Annotated in this window: 16 protein-coding genes; 5 read left to right on the top strand and 11 right to left on the bottom strand. The window is 64.3% G+C overall.

The genetic code is table 11. The annotated features are described in order from the left end of the window. The first annotated feature begins 48 nt into the window (after positions 1–48). Together folB and folK (V3388_RS09640) are read left to right on the top strand one after the other, a co-directional pair. A complete protein-coding gene (gene folB / locus V3388_RS09645) occupies positions 49–423 on the top strand; it encodes a dihydroneopterin aldolase (RefSeq protein WP_336367341.1) in 375 nt (124 codons plus the stop codon). Beyond that, positions 423–947, top strand: a complete 525-nt coding sequence (folK, locus tag V3388_RS09640; protein ID WP_336367340.1) for a 2-amino-4-hydroxy-6-hydroxymethyldihydropteridine diphosphokinase — start codon at positions 423–425, stop codon at positions 945–947. The genes folB and folK (V3388_RS09640) overlap by 1 nt, the downstream gene beginning before the upstream one ends. Here folK (V3388_RS09640) and pgi read toward each other — a convergent pair. From pgi to dksA, 10 genes are all read right to left on the bottom strand, one after another. Beyond that, positions 930–2,591 (bottom strand): glucose-6-phosphate isomerase, encoded by a 1,662-nt coding sequence (pgi, locus tag V3388_RS09635; RefSeq protein ID WP_442915646.1) that lies wholly within the window; start codon positions 2,589–2,591, stop codon positions 930–932. The two genes, folK (V3388_RS09640) and pgi, sit on opposite strands and share 18 nt — an antisense overlap. Positions 2,592–2,661: 70 nt before the next feature. Next, on the bottom strand, positions 2,662–3,510 hold the full coding sequence (gene panC, locus V3388_RS09630) for a pantoate--beta-alanine ligase (RefSeq protein WP_336367338.1): 849 nt from the start codon (positions 3,508–3,510) through the stop codon (positions 2,662–2,664). Further along, the gene (panB, locus tag V3388_RS09625) at positions 3,507–4,301 is read right to left on the bottom strand and encodes a 3-methyl-2-oxobutanoate hydroxymethyltransferase (protein WP_336367337.1); all 795 of its coding nucleotides are present in this window, start codon (positions 4,299–4,301) and stop codon (positions 3,507–3,509) included. Before panB ends, panC begins: the two co-directional genes overlap by 4 nt. Before the next feature lie 183 nt (positions 4,302–4,484). Next, positions 4,485–4,997, bottom strand: coding sequence for a 2-amino-4-hydroxy-6-hydroxymethyldihydropteridine diphosphokinase (gene folK, locus V3388_RS09620; protein ID WP_336367336.1), 513 nt, complete (start codon positions 4,995–4,997; stop codon positions 4,485–4,487). Beyond that, positions 4,994–6,364 carry a polynucleotide adenylyltransferase PcnB gene (pcnB, locus tag V3388_RS09615; protein ID WP_336367335.1) on the bottom strand — a complete coding sequence of 457 codons (1,371 nt, stop codon included), beginning with the start codon at positions 6,362–6,364 and terminating at the stop codon, positions 4,994–4,996. The genes folK (V3388_RS09620) and pcnB overlap by 4 nt, the downstream gene beginning before the upstream one ends. Before the next feature lie 618 nt (positions 6,365–6,982). Beyond that, the gene (locus V3388_RS09610; RefSeq protein ID WP_336367334.1) at positions 6,983–8,371 is read right to left on the bottom strand and encodes a sigma-54-dependent transcriptional regulator; all 1,389 of its coding nucleotides are present in this window, start codon (positions 8,369–8,371) and stop codon (positions 6,983–6,985) included. Between the two features lie 7 nt (positions 8,372–8,378). Next, complete coding sequence (locus tag V3388_RS09605) at positions 8,379–11,372, bottom strand: ATP-binding protein (RefSeq protein WP_336367333.1); 2,994 nt, start codon at positions 11,370–11,372, stop codon at positions 8,379–8,381. After that, positions 11,362–11,538 carry a hypothetical protein gene (locus V3388_RS09600; RefSeq protein WP_336367332.1) on the bottom strand — a complete coding sequence of 59 codons (177 nt, stop codon included), beginning with the start codon at positions 11,536–11,538 and terminating at the stop codon, positions 11,362–11,364. Before V3388_RS09600 ends, V3388_RS09605 begins: the two co-directional genes overlap by 11 nt. 47 nt (positions 11,539–11,585) lie before the next feature. Further along, a complete protein-coding gene (gene gluQRS, locus V3388_RS09595; RefSeq protein WP_336367331.1) occupies positions 11,586–12,473 on the bottom strand; it encodes a tRNA glutamyl-Q(34) synthetase GluQRS in 888 nt (295 codons plus the stop codon). 49 nt (positions 12,474–12,522) lie between these two features. Next, entirely contained in the window at positions 12,523–12,963 is a 441-nt protein-coding gene (gene dksA, locus V3388_RS09590) for an RNA polymerase-binding protein DksA (protein ID WP_336367330.1), read from the bottom strand. 155 nt (positions 12,964–13,118) lie between these two features. On the opposite strand from dksA, the gene sfsA reads away from it, so the two are divergent. After that, a complete protein-coding gene (sfsA, locus tag V3388_RS09585; protein ID WP_336367329.1) occupies positions 13,119–13,853 on the top strand; it encodes a DNA/RNA nuclease SfsA in 735 nt (244 codons plus the stop codon). On the opposite strand, the gene V3388_RS09580 is transcribed toward sfsA, so the two are convergent. After that, positions 13,847–15,424, bottom strand: coding sequence for a bifunctional aminoglycoside phosphotransferase/ATP-binding protein (locus tag V3388_RS09580; protein ID WP_336367328.1), 1,578 nt, complete (start codon positions 15,422–15,424; stop codon positions 13,847–13,849). The two genes, sfsA and V3388_RS09580, sit on opposite strands and share 7 nt — an antisense overlap. 119 nt (positions 15,425–15,543) lie before the next feature. Between V3388_RS09580 and mrcB the strand changes: the two genes are divergently transcribed. Next, the gene (gene mrcB, locus V3388_RS09575) at positions 15,544–17,871 is read left to right on the top strand and encodes a penicillin-binding protein 1B (RefSeq protein ID WP_336367327.1); all 2,328 of its coding nucleotides are present in this window, start codon (positions 15,544–15,546) and stop codon (positions 17,869–17,871) included. After that, positions 17,868–18,470 (top strand): tetratricopeptide repeat protein, encoded by a 603-nt coding sequence (locus V3388_RS09570; RefSeq protein ID WP_442915634.1) that lies wholly within the window; start codon positions 17,868–17,870, stop codon positions 18,468–18,470. Before mrcB ends, V3388_RS09570 begins: the two co-directional genes overlap by 4 nt. Positions 18,471–18,577: the final 107 nt, after the last annotated feature.

Raw genomic sequence — 18,577 nt, 5'->3', positions numbered from 1 at the left:
GTGGGTGTGCGCTTTTCAATCAGTAAGGCAGGACGAGCGGAGATTTCCTTGGCAGACCGTGTATTGATCGACAGCCTGGTGGTGGAAACCGTGGTGGGCGTTTACGACTGGGAACGCGCTGTTACCCAGCGGCTGGAGATTGATCTGGACATGGCCTGGGACAACCGCGTGCCAGGCCAGTCTGATGATGTTGCCGACGCCCTGGATTACGCCGCCGTCAGCGATCGGGTCAGCCAGTGGCTGATCGATCTGCAACCACAGCTGTTGGAGCGGGCGGCGGAAGTGGTGGCCCAGCGGCTGATGGCGGAATTCGGGGTGGCGTCCCTGGTCGTGACCATTCGCAAGCCCGGCGCTGTCCCGGCGGCCCGGTCCGTCGGGGTCCGTATCGAACGCAGCCGTAATCAGAAGGGAGAGCAAGCCTGATGGCCCAAAGCGTCCGCGTGTACCTGAGCATTGGCAGCAACATCGACCGGAAGCGGCATGTGTCCGGCGCTCTGGACGCCCTGGCAGACGCCTTCGGTGAATTGGAGATTTCCCCGGTGTACGAGAGCGAGGCCGTCGGTTTTGATGGCTCGCCGTTTTACAATCTGGTGGTTGGCATCGAGACGGATCTGGCGGTGGGCGAATTGTCCCGGCGATTCAAACAGCTCGAGGCCGAGCACGGCCGGCGGAGGGACGTGCCTAAATTCAGCGCCCGAACCCTGGACGTGGACATTCTGACCTACGGTGATGCGGTGGGTGAAATCGACGGTGTGGAGCTGCCCCGGGGCGAGATTCTGAAAAACGCCTTCGTGCTGCGCCCACTGGCGGATGTGGCCCCGGACCGGCGCCACCCCCGCTGCCGCCAAACCTACGAGGCCCTCTGGCAGGCGCACCGCTCCGGCCAGAAGCTCTGGCCGGTGGACTTCCACTGGCGCGGTCGGCAGATTTCAGCGGCCGTGGGCTGACCGAAACCGCCGAATCAGGGCATCAGTGGAGCTGTCTCCGGCGGTTTCCGGCGCCCCATTCCCGGTCAGTTTGGGCAGGATGCCTTTGCCCAATTGCTTGCCCAGTTCCACCCCCCACTGATCGAACGAATCCACATCCCAAATCACGCCCTGGACGAAGGTCCGGTGTTCGTATAGCGCAATGATCGCCCCTACGGTGTGCGGGGTGACCTGCTCCATGATCAGTGTGTTGCTCGGCTTGTTGCCGGGAATCACCTTGTGGGGTGCCAGGCGCTCGATGTCATCCTCGCTCAGGCCTTCCGCGGCAAGTTCGGCCCGCGCTTCGTCCAGGGTCTTGCCCGCCATCATGGCCCGGGACTGGCTCAGGCAGTTGGCGAACAGGTCAGCGTGGTGGCTGGCCACCGGGTTGTGGCTCACCAGCGGTATGATGAAATCGGCCGGAATCAGCCGCGTGCCCTGGTGGATCAGCTGGTGGTAGGCGTGCTGGCCATTCGAGCCGACACCACCCCAGAGCACCGGCCCGGTCTGCGTTGCCACCGGCTCGCCCTGTTCCGTGACGCTCTTGCCGTTGCTTTCCATGTCCAACTGCTGGAGGTGGTCCGGCAGGCTGCGAAGGTAGTGATCGTAGGGCAGGATGGCGTGGGTCTCGGCGCCCCAGACGTTGTTGTACCAAACGCTGAGCAGGCCCATGACCACGGGCAGGTTTTGCCCCAGCGGCGCCTTACGGAAGTGCTCGTCCATGGCGTGGGCGCCGGCCAGTAGGGCCCGGAAGTGGTGCATGCCGACAGTCAAGGCGATGGGCAGGCCGATGGCCGACCATAACGAATAGCGGCCGCCCACCCAGTCCCACATCGGGAATACGTTATTCGGTTGGATGCCGAAGGCCTCCGCTTCCGGCACGTTGGCCGTGACCGCCATGAAGTGCCGGGCTACGTGGTCGGTGTCGCCAGCGGCGTTCAGGAACCAGTCCCGGGCGACCTTGCTGTTCTCCAGGGTCTCCTGGGTAAGGAACGACTTGGACTGCACCAGGAACAGGGTCGTCTCCGGGTTCAGGCCCCGCAGGGTTTCGCAGATGTCGGTGCCGTCGATATTGGCGACAAAATGGCAACGAACCTTGCCCTGATCAAACGGCTGCAAGGCTTCGCACACCAGTTTTGGGCCGAGGTAGGAGCCGCCGATGCCAATGCTGACCACATCGGTGAAGCGCTGGCCGGTGTAACCGGTCCGGTGGCCGTCGAGCACGCTGCTGACAAACGCCTCCATGTGGGCGAGTGTGGCGTGCACTTCTGCCACCACGTCAACGCCGTCCACCCGGATGTCAGTGCCGCCGGGGTGGCGCAGCGCCGTGTGCAAAGCTGGGCGGCCCTCGGTAACGTTGACTTTGCGGCCGGCCAGCAGCGCTTCCCGGCGGGATTCCAGCCGGCAATGGCGGGCCAGATCGAGCAGCGCCTCGAGGGTGTCGTCGGTGAGCAGGTTCTTGGAGAAATCGAGTCCGAGGCCTGCGCCCTCGATGTAGTACCGCTGACTGCGCTCCGGGTCCCGGTCGAACAGCTCCCGCAGGCGGGTCTTGGACAGCGCGTCCCGCTGCTGTGCCAGGCGAGCCCAGGGGGAGCTGTCGGGGAGGGCGTTGGGGTGCTCGGTCATCTTGGCGTCCTTATCCGTCGGGGTGGTCATGCGCGGGGCGCGGCGGCGTTGCCGGTGGTCCGGGCCCGCCTCAGCGGGACACGGACAGGTTGTCGATCAGCCGGGTGGTGCCGAGAAAGGCGGCCACCAGCACGGTCAGTTCCGTGTCCGCCGGGTTGGCGGGCTTGAGCGTCAGGCTGTTGACGATGTTGACGTAATCCGGCCGCAGCCCTGCCTCGCTAAGGCGCTTCACAGCTTCCTGCTCAAGGGCCTGAAAGTCTGTACGACCATCGGCGAGGTGGCTCGCCACCTGCTGCAGGGTCTGGTAGACCACCGGCGCGGTGGCTCGCTCCTCTGCCGAGAGGTACCCGTTCCGGGAGCTCTTGGCCAGGCCGTCCGGTTCGCGCACGGTGGGGCCGCCGACGATCTCGATGGGCAGCATCAGATCGTGGGTCATCTTGCGGATGACCGCCAACTGCTGGAAGTCCTTCTCCCCGAAGATGGCCAGATCTGGCTGCACCATGTTGAACAGCATGTTGACCACGGTGGCCACCCCTTCAAAGTGGCCCGGCCGGCTGGCGCCGCAGTGGCCCTCGCTCACGTCCGGAACGATCACCCGGGTGTGGCGGGCCAGGCCTTCGGGGTAGATTTCTTCCGCCGACGGCGCAAACACCAGGGTGTTGCCGGCCTCGGCCAGCTTGTCCTGGTCCTCCACGAGCGTGCGGGGGTAGGTGTCCAGGTCCTCGGTGGCCCCGAACTGCATCGGGTTCACGAAGATGCTGGTGACCACAATGTCGGCGGATTCCACCGCTTTTCGCACCAGGGAAATATGGCCCTCGTGCAGGTTGCCCATGGTCGGGACCAGGCCGATGGTTTTGCCCTGGCGTCGGTAGCCGCGCAGGATCGTTCGCAGTTCCTTGAGGGTATGGACGGTTCTCATGCCTTGAACGTGTGCTCCTCAGCGGGGAAGGTTCGATCGCGCACCTGCTTGACGTAGGCGGCGACCGCGTTCTGGACGGAATCGGTCTCCGCCAGGAAATTTTTGACGAAGCGGGGCTTTCGACCGCAGGTGAGCCCGAGCATGTCGTGCACCACCAGCACCTGGCCGTCGGTGTCGGAACCGGCGCCAATGCCAATCACCGGGGCCTTCACCGCCTGGGTGATGCGGGCCGCCAGCGGGGCTGGCACGCATTCCAGCAGGATCACATCGGCACCCGCTTCTTCCAGGGCGCAGGCGTGTTCAATCATCCGCTCGGCGGCGTGCTCGTCCCGACCCTGCACCTTGTAGCCGCCAAACTTGTTGACGAACTGCGGCGTCAGCCCCAGGTGCGCACACACCGGCACGCCCCGGTCGCTCAGGGCGCGGATGGTGTCGGCCATCCAGTCGGTGCCTTCAATCTTGACCATGTGGGCGCCGGCGCGCATCAGCCGGGCCGCGTTGGTGAGGGCGTCCTCGACGGTGCCATACGTCATGAAGGGCATGTCGGCCATCACCAGCGCCCCGCGGTTACCCCGGGCCACGCAGCGGGTGTGATACTCCAGTTCGTTCATGGTCACCGGCAGGGTGCTGTCGTTGCCCTGAAGCACCATGCCCAGGGAATCGCCGATCAGGATCACGTCCACACCCGCTTCGCTGACAATCTGCGCGAAGGTGGCATCGTAGGACGTCAGGGCGGCGAAGGCCTCGCCGTTGCGCTTGTATTCCCGAAGGGTATTGATGGTCACAGCCATAGGATCGTTACCTTATCGGTCGGTGGACGCGGGGCATAGCCCCGGGCGTCCGGAGACGTTGCGGGATCAGGTGCCAAGGGTAATCCCGGGGTAGGTCAGAGGCAATAGTATCACGGCGGCCGGCCCGAGGCGCCGGTGAGGGGCGTCGCGGAGAGGAAGGCGTGTGGTAGAGGTCGGCGTGGATCAGCCGCTGGTACCGGGTGTTTGTGGCAGCGGAGGCAGAAGGCGCAACCGGTTGTCTGGGCAGTTGGCTCGCAACGCGGCAAGGGCGCGGCCGTCCGGCAGGGTCAGTTCGGGGGCGAGGTCCAGCAGCGGCTGCAGAACAAAGTCCCGGTTGGCCAGCTCCGGGTGGGGAACGGTCAGCCGATCGCTGTCAATGCGCTCACGGCCATAGAGTAACAAATCCAGGTCCAGCGTCCGCGGGCCCCAGTGGCGCAGGCGCTGGCGGCCGTGGGCCTGCTCGATGGCTTGTAACTGGTCCAGCAGGGCCTCCGGCGCAAGGCGGGTGCGCAGCCAGGCGGCACCGTTGACGAAGTCTGGCTGGTCCTGGGGGCCAACCGGCCGGCTGGCATAAAACGGCGACTGGGCAACGAATTCGGTATCGGGAAGAGCCGCCAGCTCGCTGATGGCGCGAGCGAGCTGGGCGGTCGGGTCTTCCAGGTTGCTGCCCAGCCCGACAAACGCGTCCACGCTCACGAATCGGCGGGGCGCTTGGCGGGCCGGCGCTTGCGGCGGCGCTTCTTGGCGGGGCCTTCGCTGCTGCTGAGCTGTGTCAGCATCTGTTCCTGACGGCGCTCGTCAACGGCCTGAAAATCGGTCCACCATTGCCCAAGGCCCGGTTCAATCTCACCGCTGTTCTCCCGAACGAGCAGGAAATCGTAGGCGGCCCGGAACCGGGGGTGAGACAGCGTGGCAAATGCCCGCTTGCCTTGCCGGCGGGGCAGGCGCATCTGCAGCTCCCAGATTTCCTTCATGGGGCCGGAGAAGCGCTTTGGAATCGCGGTAGCCTGGATCTGCCGGCCAATCACTTTCTCAATGGCGCCATGCAGCGCCGGCTGCACCGGGTCACCGTTGTCCTGGCGGCGCCGCCACTCCGCTTGGAGCGCCGGCCACAGCAGGGCTGCGAACAGGAAGTACGGTGTCACCGATTTGCCCTGGGCAATGCGGGCATCGGTGTTGCGCAGCGCCTGCCGGATCAACTCATCCGGCTCGCCGTTATCCAGCGCGCGGACCGTCTCGGGGAATAGGGGGGCCAGCAGGTTGTAGTGCCGGAGCAGGTCATAGGTCTTTTCCCCGAACCCGGCGGAAAACAGTTTCAGGACCTCGTCAAACAGGCGCGCTGGCGGAATGTGGGTCAGCAGGGGAGCCAGTTCGCGAATCGGCGCCTCGGTGTCCGGTTCGATATCGAAATCGAGTTTGGCGGCAAACCGCACGGCCCGGAGCATGCGCACGGGGTCTTCCCGGTAGCGGGTGTCCGGATCGCCGATCAGGCGGATCTGACGGTTGTTCAAGTCTTCCACGCCGCCGGTGTAGTCAATCACGGTGAAATCGCGAATGCAGTAATACAGGGCGTTGATGGTGAAGTCCCGGCGAATCGCGTCCTCTTCCTGATTGCCGTAGACGTTGTCCCTCAGGAGCAGACCGTGTTCGTTAGTCCGGCGTTCGTCGTCGGAGGGGTCGCCGTCGTCGTCGCTGGCGTTACCCCGGAAGGTGGTCACTTCGATGACCTCGCGCCCGAACACCACGTGCACGATGCGGAACCGGCGGCCAATCAGCCGGGAGTTGCGGAACAGATCGTGCACCTCTTCCGGGGTGGCATCGGTGGCGATGTCAAAGTCCTTGGGTTGGGTGCCCAACAGGATATCCCGAACGCCGCCACCCACCAGGTAGGCTTCATAGCCGGCTTTGTTCAGCCGGTGCAGAACCTTCTTGGCGGGTTCGCTGATCATGGAACGCGAGACATTGTGCTGGTCGCGGGGAATCTCCCGCCGCTGAACCGCGCGGGGTTTCTTGCGCCCGCCGGGGATCAGGGCGCGGATGGTGTCGACAAATCGGTTAGCCATTGAAATCCATCGTTGCGATGAGAAAAAACCGAGAGTGTAACGGTTTGGGCAGGTTTTGCACACGCCAGATAATCAAAAGGCGGATCCGTTTTCACGAATCCGCCCTGAAAGCGTTGACGATCTGCATTGTTTTTGTTGTTGCCGGGATTGTTCTACGTTTTTGTACCCCACTGTTCGTTCCCAAGATGAGAACTCCGAGGAGTGCAAACGGAAAGCTTTGAATACGCAGAGCGGTCAGGAGCATCGGAGAGCGCGTTGCAGATGTGTCGTCGTCTGGGGGCGATTCTTTTTACATCTACTGCTCACACGTGCCGGGGAACCACTAAAAAGCAGAGTACCCAAAACACTCAGTTCGCTCACGTTCTGTTCTTGTATTTGTTGACGAACGTTTTCTCTGCAGCTTTTTGTTTTTGTTTTGACGCTGCTCTTGCCACTGTTGTTTTTGTTGTTGTGCGCCCAATAGAGTGCAGAGCCCGTGCCAGTTTTTAAAAGTTCTTTATAAACAGCAGGTTAATATTTTTTGGCCGGTAAGTGTTACCCCGTACTCCTGTGAAGTGTTACTTACATCACGTTAACGATTCGGTAAGTGTTACCTTGAGGAACACGGGGTAACAGGTCTCAGCCTCCGGGCTTACGGCGGGGAATGCCCAGCCGTTGGCGGCGTTCCCACAGGGACTTGCGGCTGATGCCCAGTTTCTGGGCCAGCTCGGTCTCGCTCATGCGATCCTGGTTCTCCAGAACAAAATGCTGGAAGTAATCTTCCAGGGACAGGTCGCTGGCGGCATCGACCTCCCGGGTGGCCGGCTCGTTGTCGCCCTCCACCAGCGTGCGGGGAATGTGCTCGTCGCCGCCGTCGCTGTCCAGGTCCAGCAGGGCCGGGGTGATCACGTCGCCGTCACACAGGATGGTGGCGCGCTCAATCGCGTTCTCCAGCTCCCGCACGTTGCCCGGCCACCGATGCCGCTCCAGAACCCGCATGGACTCCGGGCTGAGTTGCAGGTTGGGCTTGCCCATGCGATCGCTCTGGCGGCGCAGGAACCGGCGGGCGAGGCCCAGGATGTCGTCCTGGCGCTCCCGCAGGGGCGGAATGCGTATCTGCATCACGTTCAGGCGGTAATAGAGGTCTTCCCGGAATTCCCCGGTGTGGGTCATGGCCTTCAGGTTGCGGTGGGTGGCCGCGATCATGCGCACATCCACCTTGCGACTTTGTGTGGAGCCGACCTTACGGATCTCGCTTTCCTGCAGTACCCGGAGCAGACGGGCCTGGGCCTCCGCCGGCAGTTCGCCGATTTCGTCGAGAAACAGGCTGCCGCCGTCCGCCGCTTCGATCAGGCCGGTGCGCGCCGAGACGGCGCCGGTAAAGGCGCCTTTTTCGTGGCCGAACAGCTCCGATTCAATCAGGCTTTCCGGGATGGCCGCGCAGTTGACGGAAATCAGCGGCTTTGAGGCCCGCGGGCTAAGCAGATGGAGCGCCCGGGCGGCCAACTCCTTGCCGGTGCCGGATTCGCCCTGTATCAGCACCGTGGTTTCGGTGGGCGCCACCTTGCGGATCAGAGTAAACACCTTCTGCATGGGGGCACACTGGCCGAACAGGATCTGGCTGGGGTCGGAGGTCTCGGTGCTGCTGGTCTCACCGTTGCCGCGTTCGGTCTGGCTGGCCGGTTGGCGGGCCAGGATGTTCTCGACCGCCGCCAGCATTTCGTCGTGGTCGAACGGCTTGGCAATGTACTCGACGGCGCCCAGCTTCATGGAGTCCACCGCCGAACGCAGGCTGGCGTAGCTGGTCATGATCAGCACCGGGGTATTCGGCGCCCGGGTGATCATCTCGGTGCCGGCCGCGCCGGGCAGGCGCAGGTCTGAGATGATCAGGTCAAACTGGTCCGGGTCGTGGGCCTCGGCCTCTTCCACCGAGCGCGCATCCGTAACGTCATAGCCGGCATGCTGCAGCAGCTTGCGGACGGCCGAGCGGATGATGTCTTCGTCTTCAACGATCAGAATGCGGGGCATGGCTGTTTCAGGACCTTTCGTTCTGGCTGGCGTTGTCGTTTCCGGAGGAAACACCGCCGGAGTGAGGGTCGCCGGACTCTGGCTGGTAGGCGGGCAGCCTCAGGCGCACCAGGGTGCCTATACCGGCGGCCGCGTCAGCGGGACTTTCCACCTGAAGGTTGCCGTAATGCTCTTCCACGATGCTGTACACCAGCGACAGGCCCAGGCCGGTGCCTTTGTCCGGTGCTTTGGTGGTGTAGAACGGTTCAAAGATGTGGTCCAACTGGTCGGCGGGAATGCCGGATCCCTCATCAACGACCTCGATGATAGCGGAGTAGCCGTCGTCGTTTCCACCGACCGTCACCGTGCCGCCATGGGGCGACGCGTCCCTGGCGTTGGCCAGCAGGTTGACGAACACCTGCACCAGGCGCTGTTCGTCGCCCAATACCTGTAGGTCGGCGGGCACGTCGTTGCGATAGCGAATGCCCATGCCTTTATCGCTCAGGGACAGCAGGTTGATCGATTCGTCGACGCAGCGATGAATGTGCACCGGTTCGTAGTGGTTGGCCTGGGCGTGGTTACCGGAACGGGCAAAGTTCATCAAGGTCTGGAGGATGGTTGAGATTCGCCGGGTCTGCTGCTGGATCTGTTCGGCGGTTTCCAGGATGTCCGGGTTGTCGGTTTCCAGTTTCAGGTTCTGGGCCAGGGAGGAAATGCCGGTAACCGGGTTACCAATCTCGTGGGCAACGCCGGCGGCCAGGCGTCCAACCGAGGCTAGCCGCTCGCTGTGCATCAGTTCGTCTTCCAGCAGGCGGGTTTCGGTCTGGTCTTCCACCAGAATGATACTGCCGCCCTCGGCGTGGTCCGGGCCGCTCAGGGTGGCTTTATGCAGGTTCAGCCAGTGGGGTTTGCCTCGCAGGTCCAGCCGGTGTTTGTAACGGTGCAGGTCTTCGCCCCGGTTGAAGTCGTCCAGAAGGCTTTGCCAGTGCTCCGGCAGCGCCATCAGTCGGGCGCCCACCACGTCGTCGGCGGTGATGCCGGTGAGCGCCTCCATGGCGTGGTTCCACATCAGGATTTCGCCGTCATCACCCACCGAGCAGGCGGGAATGGGCAGGTTCTGCAGGGTCTGCCGGTAGTGTCGGCGCAGGTTGTCCAGCTCGCCGGCCAGGCCCGTCAGCCGATTCTGGTAGTCGCCCAGGGCCCGCTCCACGTAGCGGATGTCCTGGGCGCCGCTGTCCCGGGCAATGGGCTTGAAACCCAGATGGCGCTTGACCATGTCCCGGGCCACCGACGGACCGAGCAGGCCCGAAAGATTGGCTTCAATTTGATCCCGTAGCCGGCGCAATTGGTAGGGACGATATTCCACTGGCGGGAGCTTGAGACGGCTGAGAGCCCGTTCGACTTCCCGCTGGGCAACGTCTGGCCCAAGAGGCTCGGATAACTGCCGGACAAAATCCGACGACGATGAGGCCAGCAGCTCCCGGCGCTGCGGCCGGGAGAGTGCCCCCATGGAGCAGGCCTGGGCGGCGCTGGTCTCTTCCGGGGAGCTGGCGCTGAGGATGGAGACCAGGCCGAACACGGTGATGTTGGCGGTCAGGCTGGCGAAGGTGAAGATGTGCCAGTTGGTCTGGTCCGGGATCAGCGGGAAATCGAGCCAGGCCAGAGGATTGAGGGTGTGGCTGAAGGGCAGCACCAGCGTCACCAGCCAAATGGCCAGGCCGGTCAGCAGGCCGGCGATCAGCCCGCGCCGGTTGCCCTCTGGCCAGTAGATCACCCCCAGGGCGCCGGGCAGCAGCTGGAGCATGCCGGACAGCGAAATGGCGCCCAGGATGGCGAGGTCCAGGTTCTGGCCCACGGTTTCGTGGAACAGCAGGGCAAAGAACAGGATGACCGCGATCAGCAGGCGTTTGACCCACTGCAGCCATTGGTAGATGTCGGCCTGGTCTTTTGGTGTTTTCAGGGGCAACACAACGTGGTTGAGCACCATGCCCGCCAGCGCCAGGGTGCTCACGATCATCAGCCCGCTGGCGGCGGACAACCCGGCGATGTACATGAGGATGGTCAGCCAGGGGCTCTGCAGGGACTGGGCGATGCCGAGGGTGTAGAAGTTTGGATCGGTCGCCACGCCGAGGGCCTGGCCGCCCCAGAGAATCACCGGCACCGGCAGTGCCAGCAGCAGCAGGTACAGCGGTAGGCCCCAACTGGCCCGAGCCAGTGCCCGGGGCGCCGGGTTTTCACTGAAGGTCATGTGATACATGTGGGGCAGCACAATCACGCCGGCGAAGGACATCAGCATGAGCGCCCGCCAACTGCCGTCGTCGATGGCCAGGGTCAGGGTGCCGCTGATGGCTTTGTTGCCGTCGATCCAGGTGTCGAGGCCGTTCAGGCCGCCAAAAACCTGGGACAGCACCACTGCGCCGATGGCCAGCAGCGCGCCGAGTTTGACCAGTGAATCGAACGCGATGGCGAGAACCAGGCCCTGATGATTTTGCGAGCCCTGATCGCGCCGGGCGCCGAAGAGAATGGCGAACAGCAGCACGATCAGGCAGAACAGCAGGCTCATGGCCTTGGGCGAGGCGGTTGGCGCGAGCAGGCTGGCGGAGCGGGCCACCGCCTGTATTTGCATGCTCAGCAGGGCCAGCAGGGCAACGGCGGAACACAGGGTCGCCAGCGTGCCCGCCCACTGGCTGCGGTAGCGGTAGGCGAACAGGTCGGCCAGCGACGTCAACTGGTAGGCCCGGCCGATGCGAAGGATGGGGTTTAGCAGCACCGGGGCAAGCAGAAAGGCGCCGCTGATGCCAAGGTAATAGGCGAGGAAGCCGTAACCGGTGTCCGAGGCCATGCCGATGGCCGCGTAGACCGCCCAGATGCCGGCGTACACCCCGAGGCTGAGGATATAGACCACGGGATGACGCACCCAGCGCTTGGGCAGCAGGCCCCGCTCGGTAATCCAGGCAACGCCGAACAGCAGCAGAAGGTAGCCCAGGCTGATCAGTACCAGCCCGGGTGCGCTAAAACTCATTGGGGTCCCGTCGCCATTCCAGCCACACACCCACCGCGATCAGCCCGGCCCAGATCAGGTAGGGGCTATACCAGACGTTGCCTGGCGCCGTCCACCAGTCGAGGATATTGGGGGAAAAGATGTAGATGGCCAGCACCAGCAGGAAAACCAGGCGATAGATGTACATCGGGTGTCGGGTCCGCGGGGATTCAGCCCCACGTTATACCACGTCGCTCAGCGGCCTGTCAGTTCAATGGCGCCCCGCTGCCAGTGCGCCTCACCCCAGGCCAGCACCTGCTCCACCGGAGCGCTGCGCAGGGTCTCCGGCGGGCGCTGGCCGAGGGCGGCGAGCGCGTCCACGAGATTGGCGGCCGCCCGGCGATCGTTCAGTGCCGGCGCGTGGGTCTGCTTGCTCAGTTTCTGGCCCTGTTCGTTCAGGATGATGGGGATGTGGAGCCACCGGGGCGGCTGGCCGCCCAGGGCCTGGTAAATCTGGAGCTGCTGGGCGGTCATCTCAAGAAGATCCGAACCGCGGACGACGTCGGTAATGGCCTGGTCAATGTCGTCCACCACCACCGCCAACTGGTAGGCAAAGAAGCCTTCCTTGCGCTGCAACACCGGGTCGTCCAGCTCGGCGCGGACCATCTGCTCCTGGGGGCCCAGCAACTGGTCGGTCCACCGGCAGCGATCGTCGTTCAGGCGAAACCGGATGGCGTGAGGGTGATGGTCCCGGCGATGGACGGAGGATCCGGCTGCGAGGTCCCGGCAATGGGCGGGGTGGCGACCACCGTGCTCGGCCAGTGCCTTTCGGGAGCAGGCACAGGTATAGGCCCGCCGGTTGGTCAGCAGTGTCCCGATGACGGCGCGGTAGGCCTCGTGACGTTGGGACTGAAAACGCACCGGCTCGTCCGAGTGCAGGCCGTGGGCGTCCAGACTAGCGAGAATGCGGTCGGTGGCGTCCGGGGGTTCCCGAAGCGGATCGAGGTCTTCAATGCGCACCAGCCACTGGCCATCGTGCACCCGCGCTTCCAGATAGCTGGCCAGAGCGGTCACCAGGGAGCCGAAATGCAGGGGGCCGGTGGGCGAGGGCGCGAATCGCCCGCGGTAACAGGGAGAGATCATGGACGCTAGCGGGGCAGCCCGGGCAGGCTGCCCCCATGGCGGTGCGCGCTCAGATGCCGGTCTGACGCTCGCGGATTTCCGCCAGAGTCTTGCAGTCGATGCACAGGGTGGCGGTGGGGCGTGCCTCGAGGCGACGGATACCAATCTCCACGCCGCACTGGTCGCAGAAGCCGTAGTCGTCCTTGTCGATGCGATCGATGGTCTGATCGATCTTCTTGATCAGTTTGCGCTCGCGGTCCCGGGTGCGCAGCTCCAGGCTGAATTCCTCTTCCTGGGTGGCGCGGTCGCTCGGGTCGGCGTAGTTGGCCGCATCTTCCTGCATGTGGTGCATGGTGCGGTCCACTTCTTCCATCAGTTCCTGTTTCCATTGCAGCAGCAGGTTCTTGAAGTGCTGCAGCATGTCAGGACTCATGTATTCTTCGCCTTTCTTCACCTCGTACGGGGTGAAGTTGGTGAAGCGTTCGCGTGGTTGTTCAGCAGTCGTTGCCATGGAACCCAGCCTCTTGTCGATACTTCTTGCACGTCCGTTGCTTGCCCGGCCTGCCCGGATGGCGGTCCGGTCGTCCTGAAGCGAGAATTTGCGGAAAATAGCAGATAAGTTTCAGGGGTGCCAGCCTTGTGACACCTACTTTGCGGAGAGAGTTCATGAAGTTTGCCACAACCTTGACCGAGGGCAGGTTGCTGCGCCGGTACAAACGGTTTCTCGCGGACGTCCGGCTGCCCGATGGCACCGAGGTGACCGCACACTGCCCGAACACCGGCTCCATGCTCGGCTGCCAGCCGGACAACGGGCGGGTATGGTTGACCCGAAGCGACAATCCCAGACGCAAGCTGGCGTTCACCTGGGAGTTGGTGGAAACCGCGCCGGGCCACCTCGCGTGCGTGAACACGGCCCGACCCAACGGCCAGGCCCGGGCGGCTATCGAGGCGGGCCGGATTGCCGAGCTACGGGGGTATCCGGACTGCCGCGCCGAGGTGCGCTATGGGGTGGAAAACAGCCGCATTGATCTGCTGCTGAGCGGCCACGATCGGAAACCGGACGCTTGGGTGGAGGTGAAGAACGTGACGCTGTGCGAGAACGGCGAGGGGTTTTTCCCGGATGCGGTGACGGTTCGCGGCCAGAAGCACCTGCGGGAGTTGATGGCGCAGGTGCAGGCAGGCCAGCGGGCAGTGCTGCTGTTTGCGGTGAATCACACGGGCATCGGACGAATTCGGCCGGCGGACCAGATTGACCCGGCCTACGGCGCCTTGCTCCGCGAAGCCGCCGCAGCCGGGGTGGAGGTGTTGGCCTATCGGGCCGACCTGGTCGGCCCGGACGGCAATCCCAGCGGGCGCCTCTGTCTGACCGAGGCGGTTCCGGTGGAGCTTGGCCCTCAGTGAACGCCGGGCATCAGGTGCTGGCGGATACGGTCGGCGACCGCTTCGGCCACGTGTGGCTCGTCGGTGTGAAGGTGTACCGTGTGCGCTTTTTCCTCTGCGCTCAAAGGCTCAAACCAGGTCCGCTGCGCTTCCAACAGCGTCTCGGTCGCTTCTGAGGCGTCGCCCTCGCGGGCTCGGATCCAGTCCCGGCGGGTGGCTTCAGGCGCCTCACAGTGAATGAGCAGGAACGGCACGCCCTCTTCTTCCGCCACGCCGGCAAACAGGGTGCGCTCCCAGTGCTTCAGGCAGGCGGCATCAATGATCACCGACAGGCCGGCGTCCAGCAGTTGCCGGCTCAGGTCCGCCAGGTGCCGGTAGGTGCGCTCGTTCGCCTCTGGGGTGTAAAGGCCTTCGCCGGTGCCGGAACGGCTGCTGTCGAGGGGCGCGAGACCATGCAGGCGCTTGCGCTCCACGTCTGACCGCAACCGCACCAGGTCGAGTTCGGCGGCCATGGCGGCACTCACGCAGCTTTTGCCGCTGGCGGACAGGCCGGTGGTGGCCAGCAGATACCGATTGGGGATGGCGCTGTAGGATTCCGCCAGGTCCGCGTAGAGGCGGTAGCGGTCAAGCAGGCCCGCTCTTTCGGCCTCGCTCAGTTCGGGATTGCCCATGGTGAACAGGGCGATCTTGGCCCGCACCAGCGCCCGGTAGGATTTGTACAGCGGCAGCAGTGGCAGCGCGCCGTAGTCGCCCCGGTATTCCAGGTAGGTGTTCAGTACCCGGTTGGCGAGCGCCGTTTCCTCGCGGGATTCCAGGTCCATCAGCAGGAACGCCAGATCATTGATCACGTCGATCCAGCGGAACGGCTCGTTGAACTCGATGCAGTCGAACACCGTGACCTCGCCGTTGAACAACGTCATGTTGGCCAGGTGCAGGTCGCCGTGGCATTCGCGTACAAAGCCGTCGGCGCGGCGCTGGGCAATCAGCGGCTGGTAGCGTTCAAAGGTGGTGCGGGTCCAGTCTTCCAGGGCGTCCAGCTGTGCCAGCAAGGCGGGTTCATCAATGAGCGGGCGGATCTGGTCCACGTTTTCCTGCATGGCGGCGTATACCGCGTCCGGTGTGCCCAGGGGCTGGTCGCCGGTAATACCGCGCAGGCTGTCGTGGAAGGCCGCGGTCTGGCGGGCCACGCTGTCGAGCAGCTCGGGGGTGAGCGCCCCGCGCTCCTGGAGCCGGTCAAAGAGATCATCCTGGCGGAACTGGCGCATCCGGATGGCGTACTCGAAGGGCTCGCCATCGCCTCCCAGCTGCGGATGTTCGGGCGTTCCGGTAATGGGCAGCACGTCCAGGTAGAGCGGCGCCGCGAGCCGCCGGTTCAGGCGCAGCTCTTCCTCACAGAAGTGTTTGCGACGCTCCAGGGTAGAAAAGTCCAGAAAGCCGAAATCCATCGGCTTCTTGATCTTGTAGGCGTAGTCCCCGGTGAGGATGACCTGGGAAATGTGAGTCTCGATCAGCCGAAACTCTTGAACCGGATGGTCGTACAGCGCCGGATTCTGCAGTGCCCGAACCAGCGCGTTGCCGGAAGTGTCGCCCACGTGTTGCTCCTTGAGTTCTCTGAACCTGTTGATTTTTGTCGGCCTATCATAACGGGCACATTACAGAAATAACACACGGGCCCTGATGTCGGCGCGGACTCGTTCGGTATAATCCCGCCATGGCAAAATCAAAGACTCCCCGTCGTTCATCGTCCTCTTCCACCAAGCGCGCCCGCCCGCCTCGCCGCTCCCGGTTCTGGCGGTTGTTCTGGCGCGTGTCCCTGATTGGCCTGGTGCTTCTGGCCGGCTGGACCGTTTACCTGGATGCCGTGGTCACCTCCCGCTTCGAAGGGCGCCGCTTCGAAGTGCCCTCGAGAGTTTACGCCCGCCCGCTGGAACTCTATGACGGCGCCGGCATCAGTGCCGACGCATTGCAGCGGGAACTGGAGCTGTCCGGGTTCCGGCGCGGCGACGGTGTGCGGCCTGGCAGTTTTCAGCGCCAGGGCGGACGGTTTCTGATCAGCACTCGCGGTTTTCGCTTTCCGGACAGCGAAGAGCCCCGCCGCCGGCTGGCGCTGACCGTAACGGATGATCAGGTGACCCAGTTCCGGATTGTCGCCGGCGAGGCCTCGCCCATCGTCCGCCTGGAACCGGCGCAGATCGGTGGGATCTACCCGGCACACAAGGAAGACCGCATCCTGGTGCAGCTCTCAGAGGTGCCCAAGCTGTTGCCCGCCACTCTGATTGCCGTGGAAGATCACAATTTTTACGACCACTTCGGTATTGCTCCCCTGTCCATTGCCCGGGCCATGCTGGCCAACCTGAAGGCGGGCAGCATTGTTCAGGGAGGCAGCACCCTGACCCAGCAACTGGTCAAGAATTTCTTCCTGACCCGGGATCAGACCCTCGTACGCAAGGCCAACGAGGCGATCATGTCGGTGCTGCTGGACTGGCACTATGAAAAAAACGACATCCTCGAGACCTACCTGAACGAGGTGTATCTGGGGCAGGCTGGCCGTCGCAGCATCAACGGCTTCGGTCTGGCCAGCCAGTTCTATTTTGGTGAGTCCCTGGCGAACCTGAAGCCCCATCAGATTGCGTTGCTGGTCGGGATGGTCAAGGGCCCCAGCTACTACAACCCGCGCCGGAATCCGGAGCGGGCCCTGAGCCGGCGTAACCTGGTACTCAATGAAATGGCCGATGCTGGCCTGATTACGGACGATCAGGCCGCCCGGGAACGAGGCCTGCCGCTGGATGTGAGCGCCAAGCCGTCGTACTCGGAAAACCGTTACCCTGCCTACATTGATCTGGTGCGGCGCCACCTGGCCCGCGACTACCGGGATGAAGACCTGCAATCGGAAGGGCTGCGCATTTTCACCGCCCTGAACCCGACCATCCAATACGCCGCCGATCACTCGGTACGCCAGACCCTACCGCAACTGGGTGGCGCCAAGCTGGCTCAGTCCCTGGAGGCGGCCATGGTGGTCACCGCCAAGGACACCGGTGAAGTGCTGGCCCTGGTGGGCGGCAAGGATCCGGATTTTGCCGGCTTCAACCGGGCCCTGGACGCCAATCGCCAGATTGGCTCGCTGATCAAGCCGTTTATCTACCTCACCGCGCTGGCCCAGCCGGACCGGTACACGCTGATCAGCCCGGTGAAAGACGAAGGCTTCGTGCTGGAATTCAAGAACGGCCAACGCTGGCAACCCAAGGACTACGACGGCGAGGAGCGGGGCGACGTCCCCCTGCACGAGGCCCTGGCCCACTCCTACAACCTGCCCGCGGTGAGGGTGGGTCTGGACGTGGGCGTGGATAACGTCATCAACACGCTGCAGGCCTTCGGAGTGACCAAAGACGTGTCCCGCTATCCGTCGATGCTGCTGGGCGCCGTGTCCCTGTCGCCGGTGACCGTGGCTCAGATGTATCAAGGCCTGGCAACGTCCGGCTTCAACACGCCCCTGCGCACCATCCGGGACGTCACCGACGCCCATGGCAAGACTCTGACGCGCTACCCGCTGGCGGTGGATCAGGTGGCGGACCCCTCGGCGGTGCACCTGGTGCAGTACGCCATGCAGGAAGTGATGCAGGAAGGCACCGGACGCTGGGCCTACCGCACGGTGCCGGACGCGCTACGGCTCGCCGGCAAGACCGGCACCACCGACGATGGCCGGGACGCCTGGTTTGCCGGGTTCAGCGGTGATCTGCTGGCGGTCACCTGGGTCGGGCGGGACGACAACGGCCCGACCACGCTCACTGGCGCCACCGGCGCGCTGCCGATCTGGTCCCGGTTCATGGCCCAGGTGCCGCAGCACGCGTTCGCACCGGTGGTGCCGGACGGCGTAAACTATCGCTGGGTCAATGACCAGCGCCAGGCCCTGACCGACGAGTATTGCGATCAGGCCCGGCTGGTGCCCTTCATCACCGGCAGTGAGCCGAATCAAACCGTGTCCTGCGGTGGTTCGCTGCAAAAACGACTTCAGGGTTGGTTCAAAGGATTCTTTCAATGACGATGCGTCAGATCGGCGTGACTGGCCGAATCAGTGTGTTCAGTGCGGTGTTGCTGGTGGCCGGTTGCGCCAGCGGGCCGGGTTCCATTTACGTGCCGGTGGGTGGCGGCCAGGATGCACCACCGCCGCCCCGCACCGTGGACGAGGGCACATCGTCCGGCCAGACCGTCTGGCGCAAGAGTGAGCAGTCCGAGCCGTCTCAGGGCGCGGATACCGGGAGGGCTGCCTCGTCGGGTGGCGATGACGCCTCTCCGAGTTATCGGGAATCGGGCGATCGCCTGTCACCGGCGGCACTGAGCCTGGTCCGCAGCGCGGATCAGAAGCTCGCCAGCGGCGACACCCAGGGCGCCATCGGGCTGCTGGAGCGGGCCCAGCGCATTGCGCCGGGCTCGGCGGAAGTGTATTTCAAGCTGTCCGAAGCGTACGTCTCCGCCGGCCAACTCGGCACCGCCGAGCAGTTCACGCTCAAGGGGCTGTCCCTGGCCGGCAATGACACGCGCCTGCAGCGGTCCGGTTGGCTGCTGCTGGCGGACATCCGCCGGGCCCGGGGCAACGTGGCCGGGGCGGACCAGGCCGAAGCGCGCGCGTCCTCGCTGTAATAACCACTCCCGGGACGGCGCCGGCCCGCCCACAAAAAAGCCCCGCCGGGGCGGGGCCAAGGGCGCCGAGGCTGTTACAGCGGCCGGCGCCCGGGGGTTGGTGCTCT

Origin of the sequence: Marinobacter sp. C2H3, from assembly GCF_037080155.1 — a bacterium.
GTDB lineage: Bacteria > Pseudomonadota > Gammaproteobacteria > Pseudomonadales > Oleiphilaceae > Marinobacter.
The sequence above is the reverse complement of the archived record's forward strand: the minus strand, read 5'-3'. Positions and strand labels throughout refer to the sequence as shown.

Excerpts from the sequence above, each read along its gene's own strand:
- folK (WP_336367340.1), top strand. The coding sequence starts at position 423 with ATGGCCCAAAGCGTCCGCGTGTACCTGAGCATTGGCAGCAACATCGAC.
- pgi (WP_442915646.1), bottom strand. The coding sequence starts at position 2,591 with ATGACCGAGCACCCCAACGCCCTCCCCGACAGCTCCCCCTGGGCTCGC.
- panC (WP_336367338.1), bottom strand. The coding sequence starts at position 3,510 with ATGAGAACCGTCCATACCCTCAAGGAACTGCGAACGATCCTGCGCGGC.
- panB (WP_336367337.1), bottom strand. The coding sequence starts at position 4,301 with ATGGCTGTGACCATCAATACCCTTCGGGAATACAAGCGCAACGGCGAG.
- pcnB (WP_336367335.1), bottom strand. The coding sequence starts at position 6,364 with ATGGCTAACCGATTTGTCGACACCATCCGCGCCCTGATCCCCGGCGGG.
- V3388_RS09610 (WP_336367334.1), bottom strand. The coding sequence starts at position 8,371 with ATGCCCCGCATTCTGATCGTTGAAGACGAAGACATCATCCGCTCGGCC.
- V3388_RS09605 (WP_336367333.1), bottom strand. The coding sequence starts at position 11,372 with ATGAGTTTTAGCGCACCCGGGCTGGTACTGATCAGCCTGGGCTACCTT.
- V3388_RS09600 (WP_336367332.1), bottom strand. The coding sequence starts at position 11,538 with ATGTACATCTATCGCCTGGTTTTCCTGCTGGTGCTGGCCATCTACATC.
- gluQRS (WP_336367331.1), bottom strand. The coding sequence starts at position 12,473 with ATGATCTCTCCCTGTTACCGCGGGCGATTCGCGCCCTCGCCCACCGGC.
- dksA (WP_336367330.1), bottom strand. The coding sequence starts at position 12,963 with ATGGCAACGACTGCTGAACAACCACGCGAACGCTTCACCAACTTCACC.
- sfsA (WP_336367329.1), top strand. The coding sequence starts at position 13,119 with ATGAAGTTTGCCACAACCTTGACCGAGGGCAGGTTGCTGCGCCGGTAC.
- mrcB (WP_336367327.1), top strand. The coding sequence starts at position 15,544 with ATGGCAAAATCAAAGACTCCCCGTCGTTCATCGTCCTCTTCCACCAAG.
- V3388_RS09570 (WP_442915634.1), top strand. The coding sequence starts at position 17,868 with ATGACGATGCGTCAGATCGGCGTGACTGGCCGAATCAGTGTGTTCAGT.